This window comes from Streptomyces sp. NPDC093225 (genome assembly GCF_044753805.1).
GTDB lineage: Bacteria > Actinomycetota > Actinomycetes > Streptomycetales > Streptomycetaceae > Streptomyces.
Map to the genome: position 1 here is coordinate 78,211 of NZ_JBIVNX010000025.1, position 20,737 is coordinate 98,947.

General features: G+C 72.7%; 18 protein-coding genes. 6 read left to right on the forward strand and 12 right to left on the reverse strand.

The window, feature by feature from the left end:
- Positions 1-233 precede the first annotated feature (233 nt).
- A complete protein-coding gene (locus ACIQCH_RS22750) occupies positions 234-728 on the forward strand; it encodes a DUF3145 domain-containing protein (protein ID WP_402583532.1) in 495 nt (164 codons plus the stop codon).
- Positions 729-810: 82 nt separating this feature from the next.
- Here the strand turns inward: ACIQCH_RS22750 and fabF are convergent, their stop codons facing one another.
- The 5 genes from fabF to ACIQCH_RS22775 form a co-directional block, all read right to left on the reverse strand.
- Positions 811-2,073, reverse strand: coding sequence for a beta-ketoacyl-ACP synthase II (fabF, locus tag ACIQCH_RS22755; RefSeq protein WP_030198820.1), 1,263 nt, complete (start codon positions 2,071-2,073; stop codon positions 811-813).
- A gap of 76 nt (positions 2,074-2,149) precedes the next feature.
- Positions 2,150-2,398: an acyl carrier protein gene (locus tag ACIQCH_RS22760; protein WP_030198813.1), complete on the reverse strand. Its 249-nt coding sequence runs from the start codon at positions 2,396-2,398 to the stop codon at positions 2,150-2,152.
- A gap of 71 nt (positions 2,399-2,469) precedes the next feature.
- Complete coding sequence (locus ACIQCH_RS22765) at positions 2,470-3,465, reverse strand: ketoacyl-ACP synthase III (RefSeq protein ID WP_402583535.1); 996 nt, start codon at positions 3,463-3,465, stop codon at positions 2,470-2,472.
- A gap of 19 nt (positions 3,466-3,484) precedes the next feature.
- The gene (locus ACIQCH_RS22770; RefSeq protein ID WP_402583537.1) at positions 3,485-4,399 is read right to left on the reverse strand and encodes an ACP S-malonyltransferase; all 915 of its coding nucleotides are present in this window, start codon (positions 4,397-4,399) and stop codon (positions 3,485-3,487) included.
- Between the two features lie 89 nt (positions 4,400-4,488).
- Positions 4,489-5,688 carry a PucR family transcriptional regulator gene (locus tag ACIQCH_RS22775; protein WP_402583539.1) on the reverse strand — a complete coding sequence of 400 codons (1,200 nt, stop codon included), beginning with the start codon at positions 5,686-5,688 and terminating at the stop codon, positions 4,489-4,491.
- A gap of 58 nt (positions 5,689-5,746) precedes the next feature.
- Between ACIQCH_RS22775 and ACIQCH_RS22780 the strand changes: the two genes are divergently transcribed.
- A complete protein-coding gene (locus ACIQCH_RS22780) occupies positions 5,747-6,400 on the forward strand; it encodes a pirin family protein (protein WP_402583541.1) in 654 nt (217 codons plus the stop codon).
- Positions 6,401-6,416: 16 nt separating this feature from the next.
- On the opposite strand, the gene ACIQCH_RS22785 is transcribed toward ACIQCH_RS22780, so the two are convergent.
- Entirely contained in the window at positions 6,417-8,663 is a 2,247-nt protein-coding gene (locus ACIQCH_RS22785; RefSeq protein WP_402583599.1) for an N-acetylmuramoyl-L-alanine amidase, read from the reverse strand.
- 200 nt (positions 8,664-8,863) lie between these two features.
- A complete protein-coding gene (locus tag ACIQCH_RS22790; RefSeq protein WP_402583543.1) occupies positions 8,864-9,688 on the reverse strand; it encodes a serine hydrolase domain-containing protein in 825 nt (274 codons plus the stop codon).
- A gap of 100 nt (positions 9,689-9,788) precedes the next feature.
- Between ACIQCH_RS22790 and ACIQCH_RS22795 the strand changes: the two genes are divergently transcribed.
- Positions 9,789-10,229 carry a MerR family transcriptional regulator gene (locus ACIQCH_RS22795; RefSeq protein ID WP_402583545.1) on the forward strand — a complete coding sequence of 147 codons (441 nt, stop codon included), beginning with the start codon at positions 9,789-9,791 and terminating at the stop codon, positions 10,227-10,229.
- Positions 10,229-11,251 (forward strand): aldo/keto reductase, encoded by a 1,023-nt coding sequence (locus tag ACIQCH_RS22800; RefSeq protein ID WP_402583547.1) that lies wholly within the window; start codon positions 10,229-10,231, stop codon positions 11,249-11,251. Before ACIQCH_RS22795 ends, ACIQCH_RS22800 begins: the two co-directional genes overlap by 1 nt.
- A 182-nt stretch (positions 11,252-11,433) precedes the next feature.
- Here the strand turns inward: ACIQCH_RS22800 and ACIQCH_RS22805 are convergent, their stop codons facing one another.
- The 3 genes from ACIQCH_RS22805 to ACIQCH_RS22815 all read right to left on the reverse strand — a co-directional run bounded on the left by ACIQCH_RS22805 (position 11,434) and on the right by ACIQCH_RS22815 (position 14,425).
- Positions 11,434-12,300 (reverse strand): DUF4429 domain-containing protein, encoded by an 867-nt coding sequence (locus ACIQCH_RS22805; protein ID WP_402583549.1) that lies wholly within the window; start codon positions 12,298-12,300, stop codon positions 11,434-11,436.
- Between the two features lie 73 nt (positions 12,301-12,373).
- On the reverse strand, positions 12,374-13,588 hold the full coding sequence (locus tag ACIQCH_RS22810) for an alpha/beta hydrolase (RefSeq protein ID WP_402583551.1): 1,215 nt from the start codon (positions 13,586-13,588) through the stop codon (positions 12,374-12,376).
- Between the two features lie 186 nt (positions 13,589-13,774).
- The gene (locus ACIQCH_RS22815; RefSeq protein WP_402583553.1) at positions 13,775-14,425 is read right to left on the reverse strand and encodes a TetR family transcriptional regulator; all 651 of its coding nucleotides are present in this window, start codon (positions 14,423-14,425) and stop codon (positions 13,775-13,777) included.
- Between the two features lie 117 nt (positions 14,426-14,542).
- On the opposite strand from ACIQCH_RS22815, the gene ACIQCH_RS22820 reads away from it, so the two are divergent.
- Together ACIQCH_RS22820 and ACIQCH_RS22825 are read left to right on the forward strand one after the other, a co-directional pair.
- The gene (locus ACIQCH_RS22820; protein ID WP_402583555.1) at positions 14,543-16,150 is read left to right on the forward strand and encodes an MFS transporter; all 1,608 of its coding nucleotides are present in this window, start codon (positions 14,543-14,545) and stop codon (positions 16,148-16,150) included.
- Between the two features lie 252 nt (positions 16,151-16,402).
- Positions 16,403-16,798, forward strand: coding sequence for a peptidase inhibitor family I36 protein (locus tag ACIQCH_RS22825; protein ID WP_402583601.1), 396 nt, complete (start codon positions 16,403-16,405; stop codon positions 16,796-16,798).
- Here the strand turns inward: ACIQCH_RS22825 and ACIQCH_RS22830 are convergent.
- Together ACIQCH_RS22830 and aceE are read right to left on the reverse strand one after the other, a co-directional pair.
- Positions 16,779-17,612, reverse strand: a complete 834-nt coding sequence (locus ACIQCH_RS22830; RefSeq protein ID WP_402583557.1) for a potassium channel family protein — start codon at positions 17,610-17,612, stop codon at positions 16,779-16,781. The two genes, ACIQCH_RS22825 and ACIQCH_RS22830, sit on opposite strands and share 20 nt — an antisense overlap.
- A 178-nt stretch (positions 17,613-17,790) precedes the next feature.
- Positions 17,791-20,523: a pyruvate dehydrogenase (acetyl-transferring), homodimeric type gene (aceE, locus tag ACIQCH_RS22835; RefSeq protein ID WP_402583559.1), complete on the reverse strand. Its 2,733-nt coding sequence runs from the start codon at positions 20,521-20,523 to the stop codon at positions 17,791-17,793.
- Between the last annotated feature and the right edge of the window lie 214 nt (positions 20,524-20,737).

Here is a 20,737-nt window from a genome sequence, read left to right on the forward strand (position 1 = left end):
CCGACCGTACGTCACACCTGGGTGCCCGGCGCACGGTAGCTTTTCCCCAGTGGCGAGTCCGCCGCAGCATCCAGTGGCGCGACGCCCGAGCGGTTCCGTAAATTACATCACGTCACATACTGTCCGTTTTCAGGAGATTCACTCCCGATGCTGTTTACTATGGGTGACCTCGGGAGCGGCACCGGCACGAGGCCGCTGGGGAAGGCGAACCTCGTCCCACACTGGAGGTCCCGGTGACGACACGTGGAGTTCTGTACGTGCACTCCGCTCCGCGCGCGCTCTGCCCGCACGTGGAATGGGCGGTTGCGGGCGTGCTCGGGGTGCGGGTGAACCTCGACTGGATCAGACAGCCCGCCTCGCCGGGCACCTGGCGGTCCGAGTTCTCCTGGGAGGCCGAACCGGGTACGGCGGCCAAGCTGGCCTCCGCCCTGCGCGGCTGGCACATGCTGCGCTTCGAGGTGACGTCGGAGCCCTGTCCCACCGCGGAGGGCGAGCGCTACAGCTCCACGCCCGACCTCGGCATCTTCCACGCCGTCACGGGCATCCACGGGGACATCCTGATCCCCGAGGACCGGCTGCGCGCCGCCCTCGTCCGGGCGGCCGGCGGCGAGACCGTCCTGGAGACGGAGATCGCCCGGCTGCTGGGCAAGCCGTGGGACGACGAGCTGGAGCCCTTCCGGTACGCGGGCGAGGGGGCCCCGGTGCGCTGGCTGCACCAGGTGGTCTGACCCGCCCGGTCCTCACGACGCGCAGAAGGGGCCCCGTCCGGCGAGTGCCGGACGGGGCCCCTTCTGCGCGTGTGGACGCGGATCAGACCGTGCGGAAGGCGAGGACCACGTTGTGGCCGCCGAAGCCGAACGAGTTGTTGATCGCGGCGATCTGGCCCTCGGGGAGCTTGCGCGGCTCACCCGTGACGACGTCGGCGTCGATGTCCTCGTCGATGTCGTCGACGTTGATGGTCGGCGGGGCGAGGCGGTGGTGCAGGGCGAGCACGGTCGCGACGGTCTCGATGCCGCCGGCGCCGCCCAGCAGGTGGCCGGTCATCGACTTCGTCGCGGAGATCGCGACGTGGTCGAGGTCGTCGCCGAAGACCTTGCGCAGGGCCTTGATCTCGGCGATGTCGCCCTGCGGGGTGGAGGTCGCGTGCGCGTTGAGGTGGACCACCTCGGACGGCTTCAGACCCGTGTTGTCGAGCAGGTTCTGCACGGCGGCGGCGACACCGCGGCCGGTGGGCTCGGGCTGCGCGATGTGGTGGCTGTCGGCCGACAGGCCCTGGCCGAGCACCTCGCAGTAGACGCGCGCGCCGCGGCGGGCCGCGTGCTCGGCGGACTCCAGGACCACGACACCGGCGCCCTCACCGAGGACGAAGCCGTCACGGCCCTTGTCGTACGGGCGCGAGGCCTTCTCCGGCTCGTCGTTGCTCTTGGACATCGCCATCATGTTGGCGAAGGCCGCGATGGGCAGCGGGTGGATGGCCGCCTCGGTACCGCCGGCGACGACCACGTCGGCGCGGCCGGTGCGGATCATCTCGACGGCGTAGCCGATGGCCTCGGCGCCGGACGCGCAGGCGCTGACCGGGGTGTGCACGCCCGCCTGGGCGTTCACCTCCAGGCCGACGTTCGCGGACGGACCGTTCGGCATGAGCATGGGGACGGTGTGCGGGGAGACCCGGCGCACACCCTTTTCCTTCAGTACGTCGTACTGGTCGAGCAGGGTCGTCACGCCGCCGATGCCGGAGGCGATGACGGTGCCCAGACGCTCGGGCACCACGGCCGGGTCCTCGCCCGCGGGGGCGGTGAAACCGGCGTCGGCCCAGGCTTCCTTGGCCGCGATCAGCGCGAACTGCGCCGAGCGGTCCAGCTTGCGGGCCACGGGGCGGGGCAGAACCTCGCCCGGGTCGACGGCCACCGGCGCCGCGATGCGGACCGGCAGGTCGGCGAAGCGCTCGCCCTCCAGGGGCTTGACCCCGGAACGGCCGGCGAGCAGGCCTTCCCAGGTCGACGCGCTGTCGCCACCCAGCGGAGTGGTTGCGCCGATACCGGTGACGACCACGGTGCGATTGGTCGGACTCACAGGAATTCTTTCTCCACGTGTATTGGGGTGCTGAATTGTCCCGGCGTCACCGCCGGGTGGCGACGAGCGCGCTCGATCAGGCCTGGTGCTTGAGGATGTAGTCCGCGGCGTCGCCGACAGTGCGCAGGTTCTTGACGTCCTCGTCGGGGATCTTGACGTCGAAGCGCTCCTCGGCGGCCACGACGACCTCGACCATGGACAGCGAGTCGACGTCCAGGTCGTCCGTGAAGGACTTCTCGAGGGCGACGTCCTCGGTCGGGATGCCGGCGATCTCGTTCACGATCTCGGCGAGACCCTCGACGATCTCGTCCTGGGTGAAGGCCATTTGGCGCTCCTTCGAATTAGCTGGTGTGAAAAGGGTGGTGCGGTGGCGCGAGTCCGGAAGGTCCGGGGTGCCTAGGGGAGAGTAACGACCGTGGCGGCGTACACGAGACCCGCCCCGAAGCCGATGACGAGAGCCGTGTCCCCGCTCTTCGCCTTTCCGGTCGCCAGGAGCCGCTCCATTGCGAGCGGGATCGAGGCGGCCGAGGTGTTGCCGGTGGTTTCGACGTCACGGGCGACCGTGACGTGCTCCGGCAGCTTCAGAGTCTTCACCATCGAGTCGATGATCCGCATGTTTGCCTGGTGCGGGATGAAGACGTCCAGGTCGTCCGGGGTGAGACCGGCCGCGTCCAGTGCCTGCTGGGCGACCTTGGCCATCTCGAAGACGGCCCAGCGGAACACCGCCTGGCCCTCCTGCGTGATGGCCGGGAAGCGGTCCCCGGTCTTGTACTGGTCCCACGGCACGGTCTGCTTGATGGTCTCGGACTTGTCGCCCTCGGAACCCCAGACGGTCGGGCCTATGGCAGGCTCGTTCGAGGGGCCCACGACGACGGCGCCCGCGCCGTCGCCGAACAGGAAGGCCGTCGCGCGGTCCTCCAGGTCGGTGAGGTCGGAGAGCCGCTCCACGCCGATGACGAGGACGTACTGCGCCGAACCCTCGACGACCATGCCCTTGGCCAGGGTCAGACCGTAGCCGAAGCCGGCGCAGCCCGCCGAGATGTCGAAGGCGGCCGGCTTGTGGGCGCCGATCCGGTCGGCGATCTCCGTGGCGACGGCCGGGGTCTGCCGGAAGTGCGAGACGGTCGAGACGATGACGGCGCCGATCTGGTCCGCCGAGACGCCGGCGTCCGCCAGGGCCTTGCCGGAGGCCTCCACCGACATCGCCGCGACGGTCTCCTCCGGGGAGGCCCAGTGCCGGGTCGCGATGCCGGAGCGCGAGCGGATCCACTCGTCGGACGAGTCGATCTTCTCGAGGATGACGTCGTTGGACACCACGCGGGTCGGCCGGTAGCCGCCGACACCGAGGATGCGGGCGTACGGGGAGCCCTTGGCAGGCTTGATCTTCGACATGCGGTGAGGGCTCCTTGTCTCAGGCCGTGTGCTCGGCGACGAACGCGGCGGCCTTCTCGAGGTCGTCGGGGGTCTTCAGCGCCAGCGTCGCGACGCCCGGCAGGGCGCGCTTGGCCAGACCCGTCAGGGTGCCACCGGGGCAGACCTCCAGGAGGCCGGTGACACCGAGCTCCTTGAACGTGTCCATGCACAGGTCCCAGCGGACGGGGTTGGCGACCTGGCCGACCAGCCGGGCGACGACCTCGGCGCCCGTGGCCACGACCTGGCCGTCCTTGTTCGACACGTACGCGAACCGCGGGTCGGCCGGGGCCAGCTCCTTGGCGGCGGCGTCGAGCGCGGCCACCGCGGGCTCCATGTGGTGCGTGTGGAAGGCGCCCGCGACCTTGAGGGCGACGACCTTGCGGGTGCCCTCCGGCTTGTCCTCGGCGAGCGCGGCGATCTGCTCCGCCGTGCCGGCGGCCACGATCTGGCCCGCGCCGTTGACGTTCGCGGGGGTCAGACCCAGCTTCTCCAGGTGCGGGAGCACGACCTCGGGCTCGCCGCCGAGCAGCGCGGCCATGCCCGTCTCGGTGACGGCGGCCGCCTCGGCCATGGCCAGACCGCGGGTGCGGACCAGGCGCAGGGCGGTGGTGTCGTCGAGGACGCCCGCGTACGCGGCCGCGGTGATCTCACCGACGCTGTGGCCGGCGACCGCGCCCGGCTGGAGGGTGCCCAGGGCGGAGGCCGAGAGCAGGCCGGCCGCCACGAGCAGCGGCTGGGCCACGGCGGTGTCGCGGATCTCGTCCGCGTCGGCCTTCGTGCCGTAGTGGGCGAGGTCCAGCCCGATGGCCTCGGACCACGCGGCGAGCCGGTCGGCGGCGCCGGGCAGTTCGAGCCAGGGGGTCAGGAAGCCGGGCGTCTGAGCGCCTTGGCCGGGAGCGACGAGTACGAGCACTCTCACACTCTCTCTTGTCGACGGTCCCCGCCGCCCGTGGGGACAGGGACGAAGAACCGATGGGCTAATTGTTGATGTTCAACAAAAGTCTAGGGTTGGGAGTCGCCCTCGGCCAGACGCCCGAGGATCAGGGCGATCCGTAGCGTGAACGCCGAACGTACATCGGACGGCGACCACCCGGTGACGTCCGTCACACGTCGGAGCCGGTAGCGCACGGTGTTCGGATGCACGAACAGCATCCGCGCGGCCCCCTCCAGACTGCTCGCCTGCTCCAGGTACACGCTCAGGGTCTCGAGCAGCGCGGACCCGGCCTCCTCCAGCGGTCTGTAGATCTCCTCCACCAGCTGCTCCCGCGCGGAGGGGTCTCCGGCGATCGCGCGCTCCGGCAGCAGATCGTCCGCCAACACCGGCCGCGGCGCGTCCTGCCACGCCGAGCAGGCCTTGAGGCCCGCGGCCGCGGCCTGCGCGGAGCGGGTGGCCGTCAGCAGGTCCGGCACCACCATGCCGGCCACCACCGGACCGGCCGCGAACGGGCCGATCAGGGACTTCGCCACCTGCAGCGGGTTGTCGCTGCCACCCGCGATGACCACCAGCCGGTCGCCCAGCACACCCGTGAGCACCTGCAGCTTCGCGTGCCGGGAGGCCCGCCGGATCGCCTCGACGGTCAGCTCGCTGTCCCCGTCGGGCGCCGTGCCCAGCACCACGCAGACGTGTTCGGGCGAGTTCCAGCCCAGCGCGGCGGCCCGGGACAGCGCGCCCTCGTCGGCCTCGCCGGACAGCACCGCGTTGACCACCAGCGACTCCAGCCGCGCGTCCCAGGCGCCGCGTGCCTCGGCCGCCTGTGCGTAGACCTGGGCGGTGGCGAAGGCGATCTCGCGGGCGTACACCAGCAGGGCCTCGCGCAGGACCGACTCGTCCCCGGGGGCGGCGACCTCCTCGATCGCGACCTCCATGACCTCGATCGTCGTACGGACCATCTCCACGGTCTGGCGCAGCGTGATGGCCCGGGTCAGCTCGCGCGGGGCGGTGCCGAAGACGTCGGTCGAGATGGCCTGCGGGGTCTCGGGGTGCCGGAACCACTCGGTGAAGGCCGCGATGCCGGCCTGGGCGACCAGACCGATCCACGAGCGGTTCTCCGGCGGCATTGCCCTGTACCACGGCAGCGTCTCGTCCATGCGGGCGATCGCGTTCGCGGCGAGGCGGCCGGACGACTTCTCGAGCCGTCGCAGCGTCGCGGCGTGGGGATGGGCGGGATGCGCGGGGAGATGCTCACGCTCGGGTTCTGGCACGGGACAAGACTGCCTTATCCGGACGCCTGGGCGGAGCCCCGGGGTCTACGGTGCTCCCATGATTGATGTGCGACGTGGTGCGGAACGGTATCCGGGCGGGGACCGCGAGGCCGGGATCGACACCCGGCACGCCTTCTCCTTCGGCGGCTTCTACGACCCGGACAACCTCCGCTTCGGCCCCCTGACGGCCTGCAACGAGGAGCGGCTGGCGCCGGGCGCCGGGTTCGACGAGCACCCGCACAGCCACACCGAGATCGTGACGTGGGTGGTCGAGGGCGTGCTCACCCACCGCGACAGTGCCGGGCACGCCACCGAGGTGCGCCCGGGCGACGTGCAGCGGCTGGGCTCGGCCGCGGGCGTGCGGCACGTCGAGCGCAACGACGGCGCCGAGCCGCTGGTCTTCGTGCAGATGTGGCTGGTGCCCGAGGTGCCGGGCGGCGAGCCCTCGTACGCGATCGAGCGCGGCCTCGCGGACGGCACGCCGTACCCGGTGCCGGCGGCCGGGGCGGTGCTGCACGTGCGGCGGCCCGCGGCGGGGGAGCGCACGGCGGTGCCGGACGCCCCGCGCGCATACGTGCACGTGGTGCGCGGGGAGCACCGGCTGGGCGGTGAGCGGCTCGGCCCCGGGGACTCCGCGCGGATCACCGGCGAGAAGGGCCTGGAGATCGAGGCGGAGTCCGCGGGGGAGCTGCTCGTCTGGGAGCTTCCCTAGGGGGTGGCCCGAGGGCTCACTTCAGGTAGACGACGCCGTCGGTGGTGACGGTCGGGCGGCCGGCCGTTCCCACGACGACGACCTTGAGGGTGTGGGTGCCGCTGGTGGTCCAGGACCTGGTCCAGAGCGCGTCCCGGTACTTCACGGCGTCCGAACGCAGGTCCACCGTGGCGGCCTTGACCCCGTCGACGTACACGTACGCCTGGCCCGAGCCGGTGGCGCGCGAGACCGTCCACGCGACCGAGCGGCCGTTGAAGGTCCAGCTCAGGCTCGCGCCGGGGGTGGCCGAGGAGAGCGAGGCGCCGCCCAGGTAGGAGGAGTTGGCGCGGCTGCTCCAGCTCCCGGACTTCACGGCCGCGGTCTCCTGGAGGACGACCGGGGTGCCCGCGACCGAGGCCGTGCGGGTGTTGCCGGCCCGGTCGTACGCCGTCATCGCGAAGGTGGTGGCGGTGCCGGCCGGTGCGGTGCGGGCCGAACTCGTGGTGGTCGGGAGGTAGGTGACGGCGGTGGGGGCGGTCAGCTTCACGTACCGCAGCGCCGCGTCGTCGGCCGCCTTCCACGCGAGGGTGAGCGGTACGGCGGTCGTGTTGACGGTGCCGGTGCGCAGCGCGAGGGAGGGGGCGGTCGGGAAGGTCGGCGGGGTGGTCTCGGCGACCACGGTGACCGGGGCGGAGACGGAGGTCCGGCCCGACAGGTGGGTGGCGCGGACCTGCACCTGGTGGCTGCCGGGGGCCAGCGCCGCGGCCACGGAGGTGGCCGAACCGGGCGCGGCGGCCGCGGACTTGCCGTCCACGAGCACCTCGTACCCGGACACCAGGGCGGCGGGGGTGGTGGCGGTCCAGCCGACCGTCACCTTGCCCTTGGTGTAGTACGTGCTCCCCGAAAGGTTCGCGCCGGTCACGGAGCGGACGGCCAGGCCGGCCACGGGACCCCCGGCCCAGGTGCGGACGACGGGCAGCTGGCCGTACAGGACCGTGCCGGGGCACTCGGTGGCGAAGCCGTCGCGGTGGCCGGAGATCCGCTGGAAGGTGACGTTCGTGCCGGGTTTGTACTTGCCGTTGTCGATGACCGCGGTGATGGTCGTGGTGCCCAGCGGGTCGTGCCGGTACTGGCCGAGCTTCCACGCGGCGATGCGGGCGACGGCCTCCTTGGCGGGGGCCGGGGCGTCGGCGTCCGTGTAGTTGCCGATCACGGCGACGCCGGTGGTGTCGGTGTTGAAGCCGTAGGTGTGGGCGCCGATGACGGGGAGGTCGGCGCCGCCCTTGCGGCCCTCGAAGACCGTGCCGCACTTGTCGACCACGAAGTTGTAGCCGAGGTCCTTCCAGCCGTTGGTCTTCACGTGCAGCGTGTGCAGGCCGCGGACGATCGCTGCGGAGTCGGCGCAGTCGTAGTCGTTGGTCTGCGCGGTGTGGTGGACGAAGACGACCTTGACGTCGGAGCCGTACTGCGGGGCCTCGTCGTTCATCGTCTCGTCGGCGCCCCACTGGGCGCGGGTGACGACGTCCGGGCGCGGGGCCGTGGAGTCCGGGGCCGTGGGGGTGGGGGTCGGGGCCGACACGGTCGGGGTCGGGCTGCCGTCGGGTGCCGCGGTGGTGGCGGTCGGCTCGGGCGCGGTGGGTTCCGGTGCGGTGGGGGAGGCGGTCGCCGCGGGCGGCTCCGTGGCCGTGGCGGTCTCCGTGGCGTCGGGGGTGGGGGCGGTGGGCTGGTCCGCGGTCGGCGGGGCGGTCGGGTCGCCGGTGGCGTCCACGGCGTCCAAGGCGTACGCGGCGGGCGCGGCGCGTACGACGCGGGAGCTGCCCGGGTCGACCAGGTCGAGCCGGAGCCCGGCGGGCAGGGCGCCGCCGCGGCCCGCGACCCGGACCTCGACCCCGTCGGACGGGCCCGTCCAGGCCGGCTCGGAGACCCCGCGCAGGCCGGGCCGGCCGGCGCCGTCGGACGCGGCCCCGTCCTCGGAGCCGAGGGTGAGCCACTTCGTCCAGTGGCCGGTGCGCGTGGAGTGGGCGCGGACCCTGATGGTGCCCGGGACCCGGCGGGCCGGGTCGTCCCAGGAGACCGCGAGCATCGAGAAGGGCGCGGTGTCCTCGTCCCGGTACGACGCCTCCGAGCCCGCGACGGTCAGGGCCGAGGTGCGCAGCTCGGACACCACGGGCCCGGTGACGGGCGGCCGCGCGTCCGCCGGCCCCTCGTCGAGTCCGCCCGTGCCGGTCACCCCGTACAGGGTGAGGACGCCGGTGATCCCTGCCGTGACGGCCGCGGCCGTCATCCAGATTCTGCGCGTGCGCACCGGTTCTCTTTCTCTCGGCCAGTGGGGGGTGGCTGATGAGAACCGGAATCTAGCGATCCGTTGTCGAGCGGTAATGGGGCCTTTCCGGCGGAACCCGGCAGACCGTCAGGAGTTCACCCTGTGAGGTATGTCACCGTGACGTGGTGCGCCGGGCCGTCGCCCGCGCGGGCCTGCCGCCGTCAGCGCGCCGCAGTGCGCAGTTCGGCCAGGACCGCGTCCGTGAAGGGCGGCCAGGCCTCGACCGCCCACGGGCCGAAGGCCCGGTCCGTCAGCGCCACGCACGCGGCGCGCGCGTCCGGGTCCACCCACAGGAAGGTACCGGCCTGGCCGAAGTGCCCGAAGGTGCGCGGCGAGGACGAAGCGCCCGTCCAGTGGGGGGACTTGCCGTCGCGGATCTCCACGCCCAGGCCCCAGTCGTTGGGGACCTGGCTGCCGTAGCCGGGCAGGACGCCCTTCAGGCCCGGGTGCACCACGGTGGTGGCCGCGGCCACCGTCCGCGGGTCCAGCAGCCGCGGGGCCTGCAGCTCGGCGGCGAAGCGCACCAGGTCCGCCACCGTCGAGACGCCGTCCTTCGCGGGCGAGCCCTCCAGCGTCGTCGAGGTCATGCCGAGCGGCTCCAGCACCGCCTGGTGCAGGTACTCGGCGAAGGGGATGTCGGTGGCCTTGGCGATGTGGTCGCCCAGCACCTCGAAGCCGGCGTTCGAGTACAGCCGGCGCTGTCCGGGCGGGGCCATCACGCGGTGCTCGTCGAAGGCCAGTCCGCTGGTGTGGGCCAGCAGGTGGCGGACCGTGGAGCCCTCGGGGCCGGCCGGCTCGTCCAGCTCGATCGCACCCTCCTCGTACGCGACGAGCGCGGCGTACGCGGCCAGCGGCTTGGTGACGGAGGCCAGCGGGAAGCGGTGGTCGACCGGTCCGTGCCGACCGGCCACGGTCCCGTCCGCCCGGACGACGGCCGCGGCGGCGGTGGGCACGGGCCAGGTGTCGATGATGTGCAGGCTCTCCATGGCGCCGAGCCTACTTCCTCGCCCGCGCCCGCAAGGTCCCGCCCGATCTCCCGCCGGTGGCACTTGCCTGGAGTGCGCTCTAGGGATCTAGCGTGAGGTCATGAGCCTGACGGAGACCCGCCGCAGCCCGACCGAGACCCGTCCCAGCCCGACCCGGACCCGCTCCGGCCTGACCGAGACCCGCTACACCATCCGCGAGGTGGCGGAGCGCACCGGACTGAGCCAGCACACCCTGCGCTGGTACGAGCGCATCGGCCTGATGCCGCACGTGGACCGCACGCACTCCGGGCAGCGGCGGTTCACCGACAAGGACCTGAACTGGCTCGCCTTCGTCGGCAAGCTGCGCGCCACCGGCATGTCCGTGGCCGACATGGTCCGGTACGCGGAGCTGGTCCGCGAGGGCGAGCACACCGTCGACGAACGGCGCGAGCTGCTGGAGCGGACCCGTCGGGACGTCACGGCGCGCATCGCGGAGCTGACCGACGCGCTCGCCTCGCTCGACTACAAGATCGACGTCATCTACGGGAAGGCACGGCCCTGATGGAGCAGAAGGAAATCACCCAGGCCGCACTCGGCGCGCACGGCCCGCTGGTCGGCGTGCAGGGACTCGGCTGCATGGGCATGAGCGAGTTCTACGGAGACACCGACGAGAGCGCCGCCCGGGACACCCTCGAAGCCGCGCTCGAGGTCGGGGTCACCCTCTTCGACACCGCCGACACCTACGGTCTCGGGGCCAACGAGGAGTTCCTGGCCCCCTTCGTCGCCGCGCACCGCGACGAGCTCGTGCTGGCGACCAAGTTCGCCATCGAGCGCCGCGCCGACGACCCCGTGTACCGGGGTGTCCGCAACGACCGGGCGTACGTCCGGCAGGCCGTCGAGGCCAGCCTGAAGCGGCTCGGCACCGACACCATCGACCTCTACTACATGCACCGCCGGGACCCCGCCGTGCCGCTGGCCGAGTCGGTCGGGGCCATGGCCGAGCTGGTGGCCGAGGGCAAGGTGCGCCACCTGGGTCTGAGCGAGGTGACCGGTCCGGAGCTGCGCGAGGCGCACGCCGTGCACCCGATCGCCGCGCTGCAGTCGGAGTGGTCGCTGTTCAGCCGCGACGTGGAGCTGAGCGCGGTGGGCGCGGCGGCGGAGCTGGGCGTGGCCCTCGTGCCCTACTCGCCGCTCGGCCGGGGCTTCCTGACCGGCTCCTTCTCCGACGCCGGTACCGAGCTGACGGCCGGCGACTTCCGGCGGAGCCAGCCGCGTTTCACGGGGGAGAACGCGAAGGCCAACGCCGCCCTGCTCGAGCCGGTCCGGGCCGTCGCCGCCGCGCACGGGGCGACCCCGGCGCAGATCGCGCTGGCCTGGGTGCAGCAGCGGGCGCAGGTGCACGGACTGGCCGTCGTACCGATCCCGGGCACCCGCAAGCGCGCGCGACTCCTGGAGAACACGGCCGCGACCCGGATCACGCTGAGCGGGGCGGAGCTGGAGCTGCTGGAGCCGGTCGCCGGGCAGGTGGCAGGGGCCCGCTACCCGGACATGGCCTTCACCTCGCTGGTGCGCGAGCAGGGCTGACCCTCCGCGACCCGGTCAGGCCGCCCCGTGGTGTGTGGGGGAGGTGCTTGACAGGGGTGGGCCTGCCGCAGGGCCTGCAGGCCGCCCCCGTCAAGCGCCGAGGGGACCCGCACACCACGGGGCGGCCGGCCCCGAAGCGAGCCCACCCTGACGCCGGACGCAGGGTCACCTGGGCGAGCCCCTCACAACAACGCGAGAAGCTCCGCCTTCTTGGCCGTGAACTCGTCGTCGGTGAGCAGCCCCGCGCGGTGCAGGTCGCCGAGGTGGCGGATCCGGTCGGCGATGTCGGCCGGGTCGCCCCGCCCCGGGCGTACCGCGGCCACCGGCAGCGCCGGCCCCTTGGTCCGCACCGCGTGCAGCACCGCCGCGGCGAACGGCAGGGACTCGTGCACCGCCCCGCTGCCCATCCCGAACAGCACCGTGTCCGGGTCCAGGTCGGGCGGGACGGTGGCGTCCCCGGCGGCGGGACCGCCGCGCCGGACCAGCCGCAGGTGCCCGCCGGGTGCCTCGGGGGAGCGCCACTCGACGCCGGCGAGCGCCTCCAGCGGCACGTACTGGTCGCCCGCCTTCCACTTGGCGCTGGAGGCCCCGGTGCGCGACCAGCGCAGGGTCACGGCGGAGCCGTCGAACGCGGCCCGCGCGTCGTACCCCTTGAACTGCCGGGGTCCCTCCGGCGGTGGCACGAGGAAACGATTCGCCGCCTCGTCCCGGTCGGGCCCCAGGGCGGACCGCAGGTTCTCGGCCAGTTCCGCCGCCTGTTCGGCGCGGTCGGCGGGCAGCACGAGCCGGTACGGGTCGCTCGTCTCCCTGAGCTGGCCCGTGGCCGCCTCCACCAGCGGATCGGCGCCCGGACGCGGCACGGCGCGCCACACGAGCGTGTCCCGCTTCCCGGGAGTGAGCGTGACGTCGGACAACGCCGCGTAGGGCACGCGTCGTTGGCCCAGTGCGCCCCACAGGCGCGGTGCCCTGATCCCCCGTTCGAAGCGGATGACCACCGAGTCCGAACCGAACTCCCAGACGGCATGATTTCCGGCCAGTACGTCACCCATGCGGCTCATCGTAAGCGGCGCCCGCTCCGGCGTCCCCTCGCTGCGTGGGCGAATTTCCCGCACTTCGGCCCGGTCAGGCCCCATCCGTCCCGTCGACCGGCTCCGAACAGGCACTTCCCCCGGTCCGGCAGACCACCGAGGCGTACGAACCCACGCCGATCCGGGCCAGGTTGGCCAGCGCGACCGTACCCGGCGTGAAGTAGCCGGTGTGGCCCTGGGCGCCGGCGGAGGACAGCACGCGCGCACCGAAGCCCCGCGACACCGGGTCCGCCCCGTGGCCCAGCCCGCCGAGCTCCAGGTACGGCACGTCCCCGATCCAGTCCCCGGGGTCGCGCATGGCCCACACCCGGGCCGTCGTCCCCAGCCCCGCGGCCGACTGGCTGCGCATGCCGGGGCTGCCGGCCACCGCGATGTCGGTCACCCGCGCGGGCAGCCCGTGCGCGGCCACTCCGCAGACCACCGAGCCGTAGCTGTGGCAGAACAGCTCCACCCGGGAGTCCCCCGGCAGCCCCGCGACCATCGACCGCAGCCGGACGGCGCCGTCGGCGGCCAGCCGGCCGGTGGCGGCGTCCATGCCCACCCCGGTGGGGGTGGTGTAGTCGGCCCAGGCGATCACGGCGGTCCGGGACGTCGGGTCGACCGCGCGCTCGGCGTCGTACAGGGCCTCGGACATGCCGACCGGTGCCGAGTAGCGGCGCTGGGTGCGCTCGAAGGTGAGCAGGTCGGTGTCCACGCCGGGCACGACCACGGAGACGCGGCGGGCGGTGTCGAGATCGCCGAAGACCTCGGCCACCCGGCCGCCGCCGGCCGGGTCGAAGGCCAGGATCCGGCGGTCCGGGGTCAGCAGGGAGTCCAGCCGGTGGGCCCGGCGGGACGCCTCGTCGCGCCCGGCCGGGGCGAGCCGGTAGTCCTTGGCGCGCGCCTGCTCGGCGGTGCGCGCCTGGACCATCGCGCGCCGGTTGGCTCGGTAGCGCAGGGTGACGGGGGCGCCCTCGAGGTTGCCGACGACGAGCGGGTAGCGGTCGGCGAGCCGGGCCCGCTGGGCGCCGTCGAGGGTGGCGAAGAAGGCCCTGATGCCCGGTGCCGCGGTCTCGGCGGCGGGCAGCCGACGCCCGTCGACGGTGCCGCGGGCCCACAGGGCGAGGGCGGCGGCCCGTGCGGAGGGCTCCCGGCCGGACTGGTGCAGGGTGGTCCAGCCGGTCGTCGCGAGCATGATGAAGACCACCGTGAGCGCGAGGAGGGCGCGCACGGCGGTGAGGGTGCCGGCGGGGGTGTCGGTGGAGGTCACTTCGGGACACTGTAGGAGGCGTTGGGCCCCCGGGGCACGCCGGGTGGCCCTCTGCGTGAGCAGCCTCACGGCGCCCCGCACGACTTCCTGACACCGCGTCCGCTCCCCGTTACTCACCGCTGGCCCGAGGCCGGTGTGAGGGCGCGCGCGGCGCCCTCGGGTGCACGCGCGAGGAGGGGCGGCGGCTCAGCGCCAGTCGGCCGCCAGGGCGGGGGCGAGGTGGTCGAGGTACTCGACGGTCATGCGCCGGATCGCCTCGACGCTCGTGTCCTCTCCCCTGCCCCACATCCGTCCGGTCATCCGCATGACCCCGGAGAAGGCGGCGACCGCCACCCGCGGGCGCGGGTCGCGGTCCACGTCGAGGCCCTCCCGCCCGGCGATCAGCCGCGCGATCTCCTCCTCGAGCTCCGTGGAGCGCCGCAGGTGGACGGACTGCAGGGCGGGCGTGGACTCGATGAGCTGGTACGTCCGCATGTGCAGGTCGACGGGGACCACGTCGGCGATGGCCTCCTCGATGGTGTCCCAGGCGTCGAGCACGGCGGCGCGCAGCGCGGCGAAGGGGTTCTCCTCCGCGGGCCGGGCCCGCAGGGCGGCCACGAAGTGGGACTCGACGACGTCCTGGACGGCGAAGGCGACCTCTTCCTTGTTGGCGAAGTAGCGGAAGAAGGTGCGCTGGGAGACGTGCACGGCCTCGGTGATCTCGTCCACGGTCGTCTGCTCGTACCCCTTGGTGGTGAACAGCACGAGCGCGGCGCGCAGCAGCGCGTCCCTGGTCCGCCGCTTCTTGCGTTCCCGCAGGCCGGGCGTGACGCCCGGGGCGGTGCGCGGTTCCGTCATCACCCGGTATGTCCTCTCTCCCGGCCGGAGCTGGCCCACGATACCTGTGAGCCAGGCAACAGCAGCGAATCGTTGACCCGTTGGAGAAATGTCAGCGACTGTCACTAACCTTTTTTCATGACTACTGAGCTCACCGTCGCCGACGGGGCGACCACGAAGACGCCCGGCGACGCGCCGGGCCGGGGTCTGCGCGGCCATCCCTGGCTGACCCTTCTGAGCGTCGCGATCGGCGTCATGGTCGTCACCCTCGACGGCACCATCGTCGCGATCGCCAACCCGACGATCAAGGAGGACCTGAACGCCAGCCTGGCCGAGGTCCAGTGGATCACCAACGGCTACCTGCTGGCCCTGGCCGTCGCGCTGATCACCGCCGGCAAGCTCGGCGACCGGTTCGGCCACCGCCAGACCTTCCTCATCGGCATCGCCGGCTTCGCCGCCTCCTCGGCGGCCATCGGCCTGTCCCACGGCGTCGGCCTGGTGATCGCCTTCCGCGTGCTCCAGGGCCTGTTCGGCGCCCTGCTCATGCCCGCGGCCCTCGGCCTGCTGCGCGCCACCTTCCCCGCCGAGAAGCTCAACATGGCCATCGGCATCTGGGGCATGGTGATCGGCGCCTCCACCGCGGCCGGCCCGATCGTCGGCGGCCTGCTCGTCGAGCACGTCAGCTGGCAGTCCTGCTTCTTCATCAACGTGCCCGTGGGCCTGGTCGCCACGGCCTTCGGCCTGCTCGTCCTCAAGGACCACCGCGCCGAGAACGCACCCCGCTCGTTCGACCTGCTGGGCATCCTGCTGCTGTCCGGCGCCATGTTCGGCCTCGTCTGGTCGATCATCAAAGCCCCCGAGTGGGGCTGGGGCGACGCCCGCACGCTCGGCTTCCTCGGCGGCTCCGTGGTCTGCTTCGCCGTCTTCGCCGTCTGGGAGACCAAGGTCCGCGAACCGCTGGTGCCACTGGGCATCTTCCGCTCCGTCCCGCTGTCGGCCGGCACCGTCCTGATGGTGCTGATGGCCTTCGCGTTCATGGGCGGGCTGTTCTTCGTCACCTTCTACCTGCAGAACGTCCACGGCATGGCCCCGGTCGACGCCGGCCTGCACCTGCTGCCGCTCACCGGGATGATGATCGTCGGCTCCCCGGCGGCCGGCGTGGCCATCAGCAAGCTCGGCCCGCGCATCCCGCTGGTCGCCGGCATGCTCGCCACCGCGGCCGCCTGCTTCGGGCTCTCCCGGATCACAGCCGACACCGGCACCCTCGCCCTCTCCCTCTGGTTCGCCCTGCTCGGCCTCGGCCTCGCGCCCGTCATGGTCGGCGCCACCGAGGTCATCGTCGGCAACGCCCCGCTGGAGCTCTCCGGCGTGGCCGGCGGCCTCCAGCAGGCCGCCATGCAGGTCGGCGGCAGCCTCGGCACCGCCGTCCTCGGCGCCGTCATGGCCGCCAAGGTGGACGGCGACCTCGCCGGGAACTGGGCCGACGCGAAGCTGCCGCCGCTGCCGGCCGAGCAGCTGGAGCTGGTCAAGAAGGGCGTCGAGGTGGGCTACGCCCCGCCGTCCCCGGAGGGCACCCCCGCGGCCGTCACCCGCGCCGTGGCCGACGTCGTCCATGACACGTTCGTGTCGGGCATGGGCCTCGCCTTCACCGTGGCCGGGACCGTCGCCCTGCTCGCCGCCGCGGTCGCGGCCCTGACCAAGCGCGGCGCCAACGCCGAGGCGGGGGCCGGGATGGGGCACGTCTGACCCGGTCCGCACCCGGGCCGCGGCGCCGCCACGCCCGTACGACCGCACCGCGCACCGGCGTCAACCCGGCGCCCCGACAGCCCCGCCGCACGCACCCCGGCGGGGCTGTCGCCTATCCGGGTGGACCCCGACGGAGCCCCTTCCGCCCCGGCATCGGTGCAGGTCAGCGTGGGGGTACGGCGCTCCGTGCGGGCCGCTGGTCCAACCGGACCACCCGTACGGGCCCCGCGCCGACCCACGGGAGTGATGAACATGCGCACGTACGCCACCACCGCCCTGGCCGCCGCCGCCCTGCTGGCCGCCAGCGCGCTGCTGCCCGCCGCCGCACCCGCCAGCGCCCGGGCCGCGGCCCCGCCCCCGACCGCCCTCGGCCGGTGCGATCCCGGCCAGCTGTGCCTGTGGGCCAGGGCCGGCTTCCAGGGGTCCCGGCAGGTGCACGAACTGAAGTCGGTCGACGTCGACAGCTGCGTGGCGCTGCCGGCCGGGAAGACCGTGCAGGCCCTCGCCAACCGGATGCGGCGGCCGGTGACGACCTACGAGTCGGCCGAGTGCGCGGAGACGGGCGAGTTCCAGACCTATCCCGGGGACGGGGTCTGGTTGCCCGAATCGCCGCACCAGGTGCGCGCGTTCAAGGTCTGGGAGCGCTGAGGTCCGCCGGGGCCGCATCCCGCGCGGGGTCCGGCCCCGGCAGCACGCCAGCGGCCTCCGGCCGTACGGCGCCCGGGTCCGCGGGAGGCGCCCCCGCGGACAGCCGGGCCACCTCCGCCCGCAGCGACCGCACCTCGTCCGCCAGCGCCGTGATCGCGGCCGTCTGGCGCCGCTCCTCCTGGTCGTCGCGCTCGAAGCGGGAGATGAACCAGGCGGCGATGTTGGCCGTCACCACACCGAGCAGCGCGATCCCCGACAGCATCAGGCCCACCGCGAGCACCCGGCCCATCCCCGTGGTGGGGGAGTGGTCGCCGTACCCGACGGTGGTCATGGTCGTGAAGGACCACCACACCGCGTCGCCCAGGCTCTTGATGTTCCCGTTCGGCGCGTCCCGCTCCACGCTCAGCACCGCCAGCGAGCCGAACATCAGCAGCCCGACCACCGCGCCCGCGACGTACGTGGTCAGCCGCACCTGCGGCGCCATCCGCGCCCGCCGACCCACCAGCATCAGCGTGGCCACCAGTCGCAGCAGCCGCAGCGGCTGCACCATCGGCAGCACCACGGCCGCCAGGTCGAGCCAGTGCGTCCGGACGAACACCCGGCGGTCGGCGGCCAGCCCCAGCCGCGCGAGGTAGTCGAACGCGAACGCCCCCCACACCACCCACTCGGCGTGCGTGCACGCCCGGTGGAGCGCCGGGCTCGCGTCCGGCAGCACGATCGGCACCGCGTACGCCACGGCGAAGAGCACCGCGAGGGCGAGCAGCGGGTTCTGGGTCCGCCGCTCCCAGCGGACCTGCGGGGGAGCATCCTTCATGTGCGGAATCGTAAGGACGCGGACGCGGCGGAGCGGGCCCCGGCCCCGCCGGAACCCGCTCCTCCGTGGAGCACCGCGGGGCACGCGCGGGCGCAGGAGCGGTCCGCCCCCGCGCCCGCGGCGCGTCCCCCGGAGCCGCGCGTCACCGCTACCGTGCCGCGCGTCGCCGCCTACGGCCCTACGCGTCGCCGCCCGCGGCGCCCGGGTCGGCAGCCGCCACGTCCAGCAGTCGGTAGCGGTCGATCGCCTGCTTGAGCACCGAGCGGTCGACCTTCCCTTCCTTCGCGAGCTCGGTGAGCACCGCGAGGACCACCGACTGGGCGTCGATGTGGAAGAACCGGCGGGCCGCCCCGCGGGTGTCGGCGAAGCCGAACCCGTCCGCGCCCAGCGAGGTGTACGGCCCCGGCACCCAGCGCGCGATCTGGTCCGGGACGCTGCGCATCCAGTCCGAGACCGCCACGAACGGGCCCTGCGCCCCCGACAGCTTGCGCGTCACGTAGGGCACGCGCTGCTCCTCCTCCGGGCGGAGCAGGTTGTGCTCCTCGGCCTCCACCGCGTCGCGGCGCAGCTCGTTCCAGGAGGTCGCCGACCAGACGTCGGCCCGGACGTTCCAGTCCTGCGCGAGGATCTGCTGGGCCTCCAGGGCCCAGGGGACCGCCACGCCGGAGGCGAGGATCTGCGCCGGGACCGCGCCGGCCTCGCCCGCCTTGAAGCGGTGGATGCCCTTGAGGATGCCCTCCACGTCCACGTCCGCGGGCTCGGCCGGGTGCTGGATCGGCTCGTTGTACACCGTCAGGTAGTAGAAGACGTCCTCGGACTCCGGGCCGTACATCCGGCGCAGGCCGTCCTGGACGATGTGCGCGATCTCGAACCCGTACGCCGGGTCGTACGCGACGCAGGCCGGGTTGGTCGAGGCCAGCAGCTGCGAGTGGCCGTCGGCGTGCTGGAGGCCCTCGCCGGTCAGGGTCGTGCGGCCGGCGGTCGCACCCAGGACGAAACCGCGTGCCAGCTGGTCGGACATCTGCCAGAACTGGTCACCGGTGCGCTGGAAACCGAACATCGAGTAGAAGACGTACACCGGGATCAGGTGTTCGCCGTGGGTCGCGTACGCCGAGCCCGCCGCGATCAGCGAGGCCGTGCAGCCGGCCTCCGAGATGCCGTCGTGCAGCATCTGGCCGGTCGGCGACTCCTTGTACGCCAGCAGCAGGTCGCGGTCGACCGCCTCGTACTGCTGCCCCAGCGGGTTGTAGATCTTGGCGCTCGGGAAGAACGCGTCCATGCCGAACGTGCGGTACTCGTCCGGCGCGATCAGCACGAACCGCTTGCCGATCTCCTTGTCCCGCATCAGGTCCTTCAGGATGCGGACGAACGCCATGGTGGTGGCGATCGACTGCTGCCCCGAGCCCTTCTTGGCGGTCGCGTAGGTCTTGTCCTCCGGCTGCGGCAGCGGCCTCGCGCGCACGACGCGGGTCGGCACGTAGCCGCCCAGCGCCTTGCGGCGGTCGTGCATGTACTGGATCTCCTCCGAGTCCCGGCCCGGGTGGTAGTAGGGCGGCAGGCCGCCCTCCAGCTGCGCGTCGGTGATCGGGATGTGCAGGCGGTCCCGGAAGCCCTTGAGGTCGTCGACCGTCAGCTTCTTCATCTGGTGCGTGGCGTTGCGGCCCTCGAAGTTCGGCCCCAGCGTCCAGCCCTTGATCGTGTGCGCCAGGATGACCGTCGGCTGGCCCTTGTGGGCCTTGGCCGCCGCGTACGCCGCGTAGATCTTCTTGTGGTCGTGGCCGCCGCGCCCCAGGTGGAGCAGCTGCTGGTCGGTCATGTTCTCGACCATCGTGCGCAGTCGGTGGTCGTCGCCGAAGAAGTGCTCGCGGATGTACCCGCCGGTCTCGGTGGCGTACGTCTGGAACTGGCCGTCCGGCGTCGAGTTCATCCGGTTGACGAGGATGCCGTCGCGGTCCTGGGCCAGCAGCGGGTCCCAGGAGCGGTCCCAGATCAGCTTGATCACGTTCCAGCCGGCGCCCCGGAAGATCGACTCCAGCTCCTGGATGATCTTGCCGTTGCCGCGCACCGGGCCGTCGAGCCGCTGCAGGTTGCAGTTCACGACGAAGGTCAGGTTGTCCAGGCCCTCGCGGGCGGCCAGCGACAGCTGTCCGAGTGACTCCGGCTCGTCCATCTCGCCGTCGCCGAGGTACGCCCACACGTGTGATGCGGAGGTGTCCGCGATCCCGCGCGCCTCCAGGTACCGGTTCATCCGCGCCTGGTAGATCGCGCCGAGCGGGCCCAGGCCCATCGAGACGGTCGGGAACTCCCAGAAGTCCGGCATGAGCCGCGGGTGCGGGTAGCTGGACAGGCCGTACGGGGCCTTCGACTTCTCCTGGCGGAACGCGTCGAGCTGCTGCTCGGAGAGCCGGTCGAGCAGGTAGGCGCGGGCGTAGATGCCCGGCGAGGCGTGGCCCTGGAAGAAGATCTGGTCGCCGCCGTCACCCTCGTCCTTGCCCCGGAAGAAGTGGTTGAAGCCCACGTCGTAGAGGGAGGCCGAGGAGGCGAAGGTGGCGATGTGGCCGCCGACCCCGATGCCCGGGCGCTGGGCCCGCGAGACCATCACCGCGGCGTTCCACCGGGTGGCGTTGAGGACCTTGCGCTCGATCTCCTCGTTGCCGGGGAAGAACGGCTCGTCCTTGGTCGCGATCGTGTTCACGTAGTCCGAGCTGCGCATCTCGGGCACGGCCACGCGCTTCTCGCGGGCGCGCTCGATCAGGCGCAGCATGAGGTAGCGGGCCCGCTCGCGGCCGCGCTCGTCGACGGCTGCGTCCAGGGAGTCCAGCCATTCCCGCGTCTCTTCCGGATCGAAGTCCGGAACTTGACTCGGGAGGCCGCCAATGATGATCGGGTTGCGATCGGATGCGGAAGCCACGCTGTTCCTTCACTCTCGGGGGAGTCTTCGTGCCATGGGTCACACCGGCTCCCATCGTGTACCGCGGGGTCCGGATCTTCACCTTTACCGCACGGTAACCGGTGGAACTTCGAGCGAGTGTCCGTCACCCGTGGGGGACAGGTCCGGACATCTCGCAACTTTACGCCCAAGAGGTTTAGGAGGTTCGTAAGGCCGTTCGTCCCTCAAAGAGGTA

Bases quoted from the DNA above. Each gene is read 5' to 3' on its own strand.
- ACIQCH_RS22760 (WP_030198813.1), bottom strand. From the start codon at position 2,398: ATGGCCTTCACCCAGGACGAGATCGTCGAGGGTCTCGCCGAGATCGTG.
- ACIQCH_RS22765 (WP_402583535.1), bottom strand. From the start codon at position 3,465: ATGTCGAAGATCAAGCCTGCCAAGGGCTCCCCGTACGCCCGCATCCTC.
- ACIQCH_RS22780 (WP_402583541.1), top strand. From the start codon at position 5,747: ATGATTGATGTGCGACGTGGTGCGGAACGGTATCCGGGCGGGGACCGC.
- ACIQCH_RS22785 (WP_402583599.1), bottom strand. From the start codon at position 8,663: ATGACGGCCGCGGCCGTCACGGCAGGGATCACCGGCGTCCTCACCCTG.
- ACIQCH_RS22790 (WP_402583543.1), bottom strand. From the start codon at position 9,688: ATGGAGAGCCTGCACATCATCGACACCTGGCCCGTGCCCACCGCCGCC.
- ACIQCH_RS22795 (WP_402583545.1), top strand. From the start codon at position 9,789: ATGAGCCTGACGGAGACCCGCCGCAGCCCGACCGAGACCCGTCCCAGC.
- ACIQCH_RS22800 (WP_402583547.1), top strand. From the start codon at position 10,229: ATGGAGCAGAAGGAAATCACCCAGGCCGCACTCGGCGCGCACGGCCCG.
- ACIQCH_RS22805 (WP_402583549.1), bottom strand. From the start codon at position 12,300: ATGGGTGACGTACTGGCCGGAAATCATGCCGTCTGGGAGTTCGGTTCG.
- ACIQCH_RS22815 (WP_402583553.1), bottom strand. From the start codon at position 14,425: ATGACGGAACCGCGCACCGCCCCGGGCGTCACGCCCGGCCTGCGGGAA.
- ACIQCH_RS22820 (WP_402583555.1), top strand. From the start codon at position 14,543: ATGACTACTGAGCTCACCGTCGCCGACGGGGCGACCACGAAGACGCCC.
- ACIQCH_RS22825 (WP_402583601.1), top strand. From the start codon at position 16,403: ATGCGCACGTACGCCACCACCGCCCTGGCCGCCGCCGCCCTGCTGGCC.
- ACIQCH_RS22830 (WP_402583557.1), bottom strand. From the start codon at position 17,612: ATGAAGGATGCTCCCCCGCAGGTCCGCTGGGAGCGGCGGACCCAGAAC.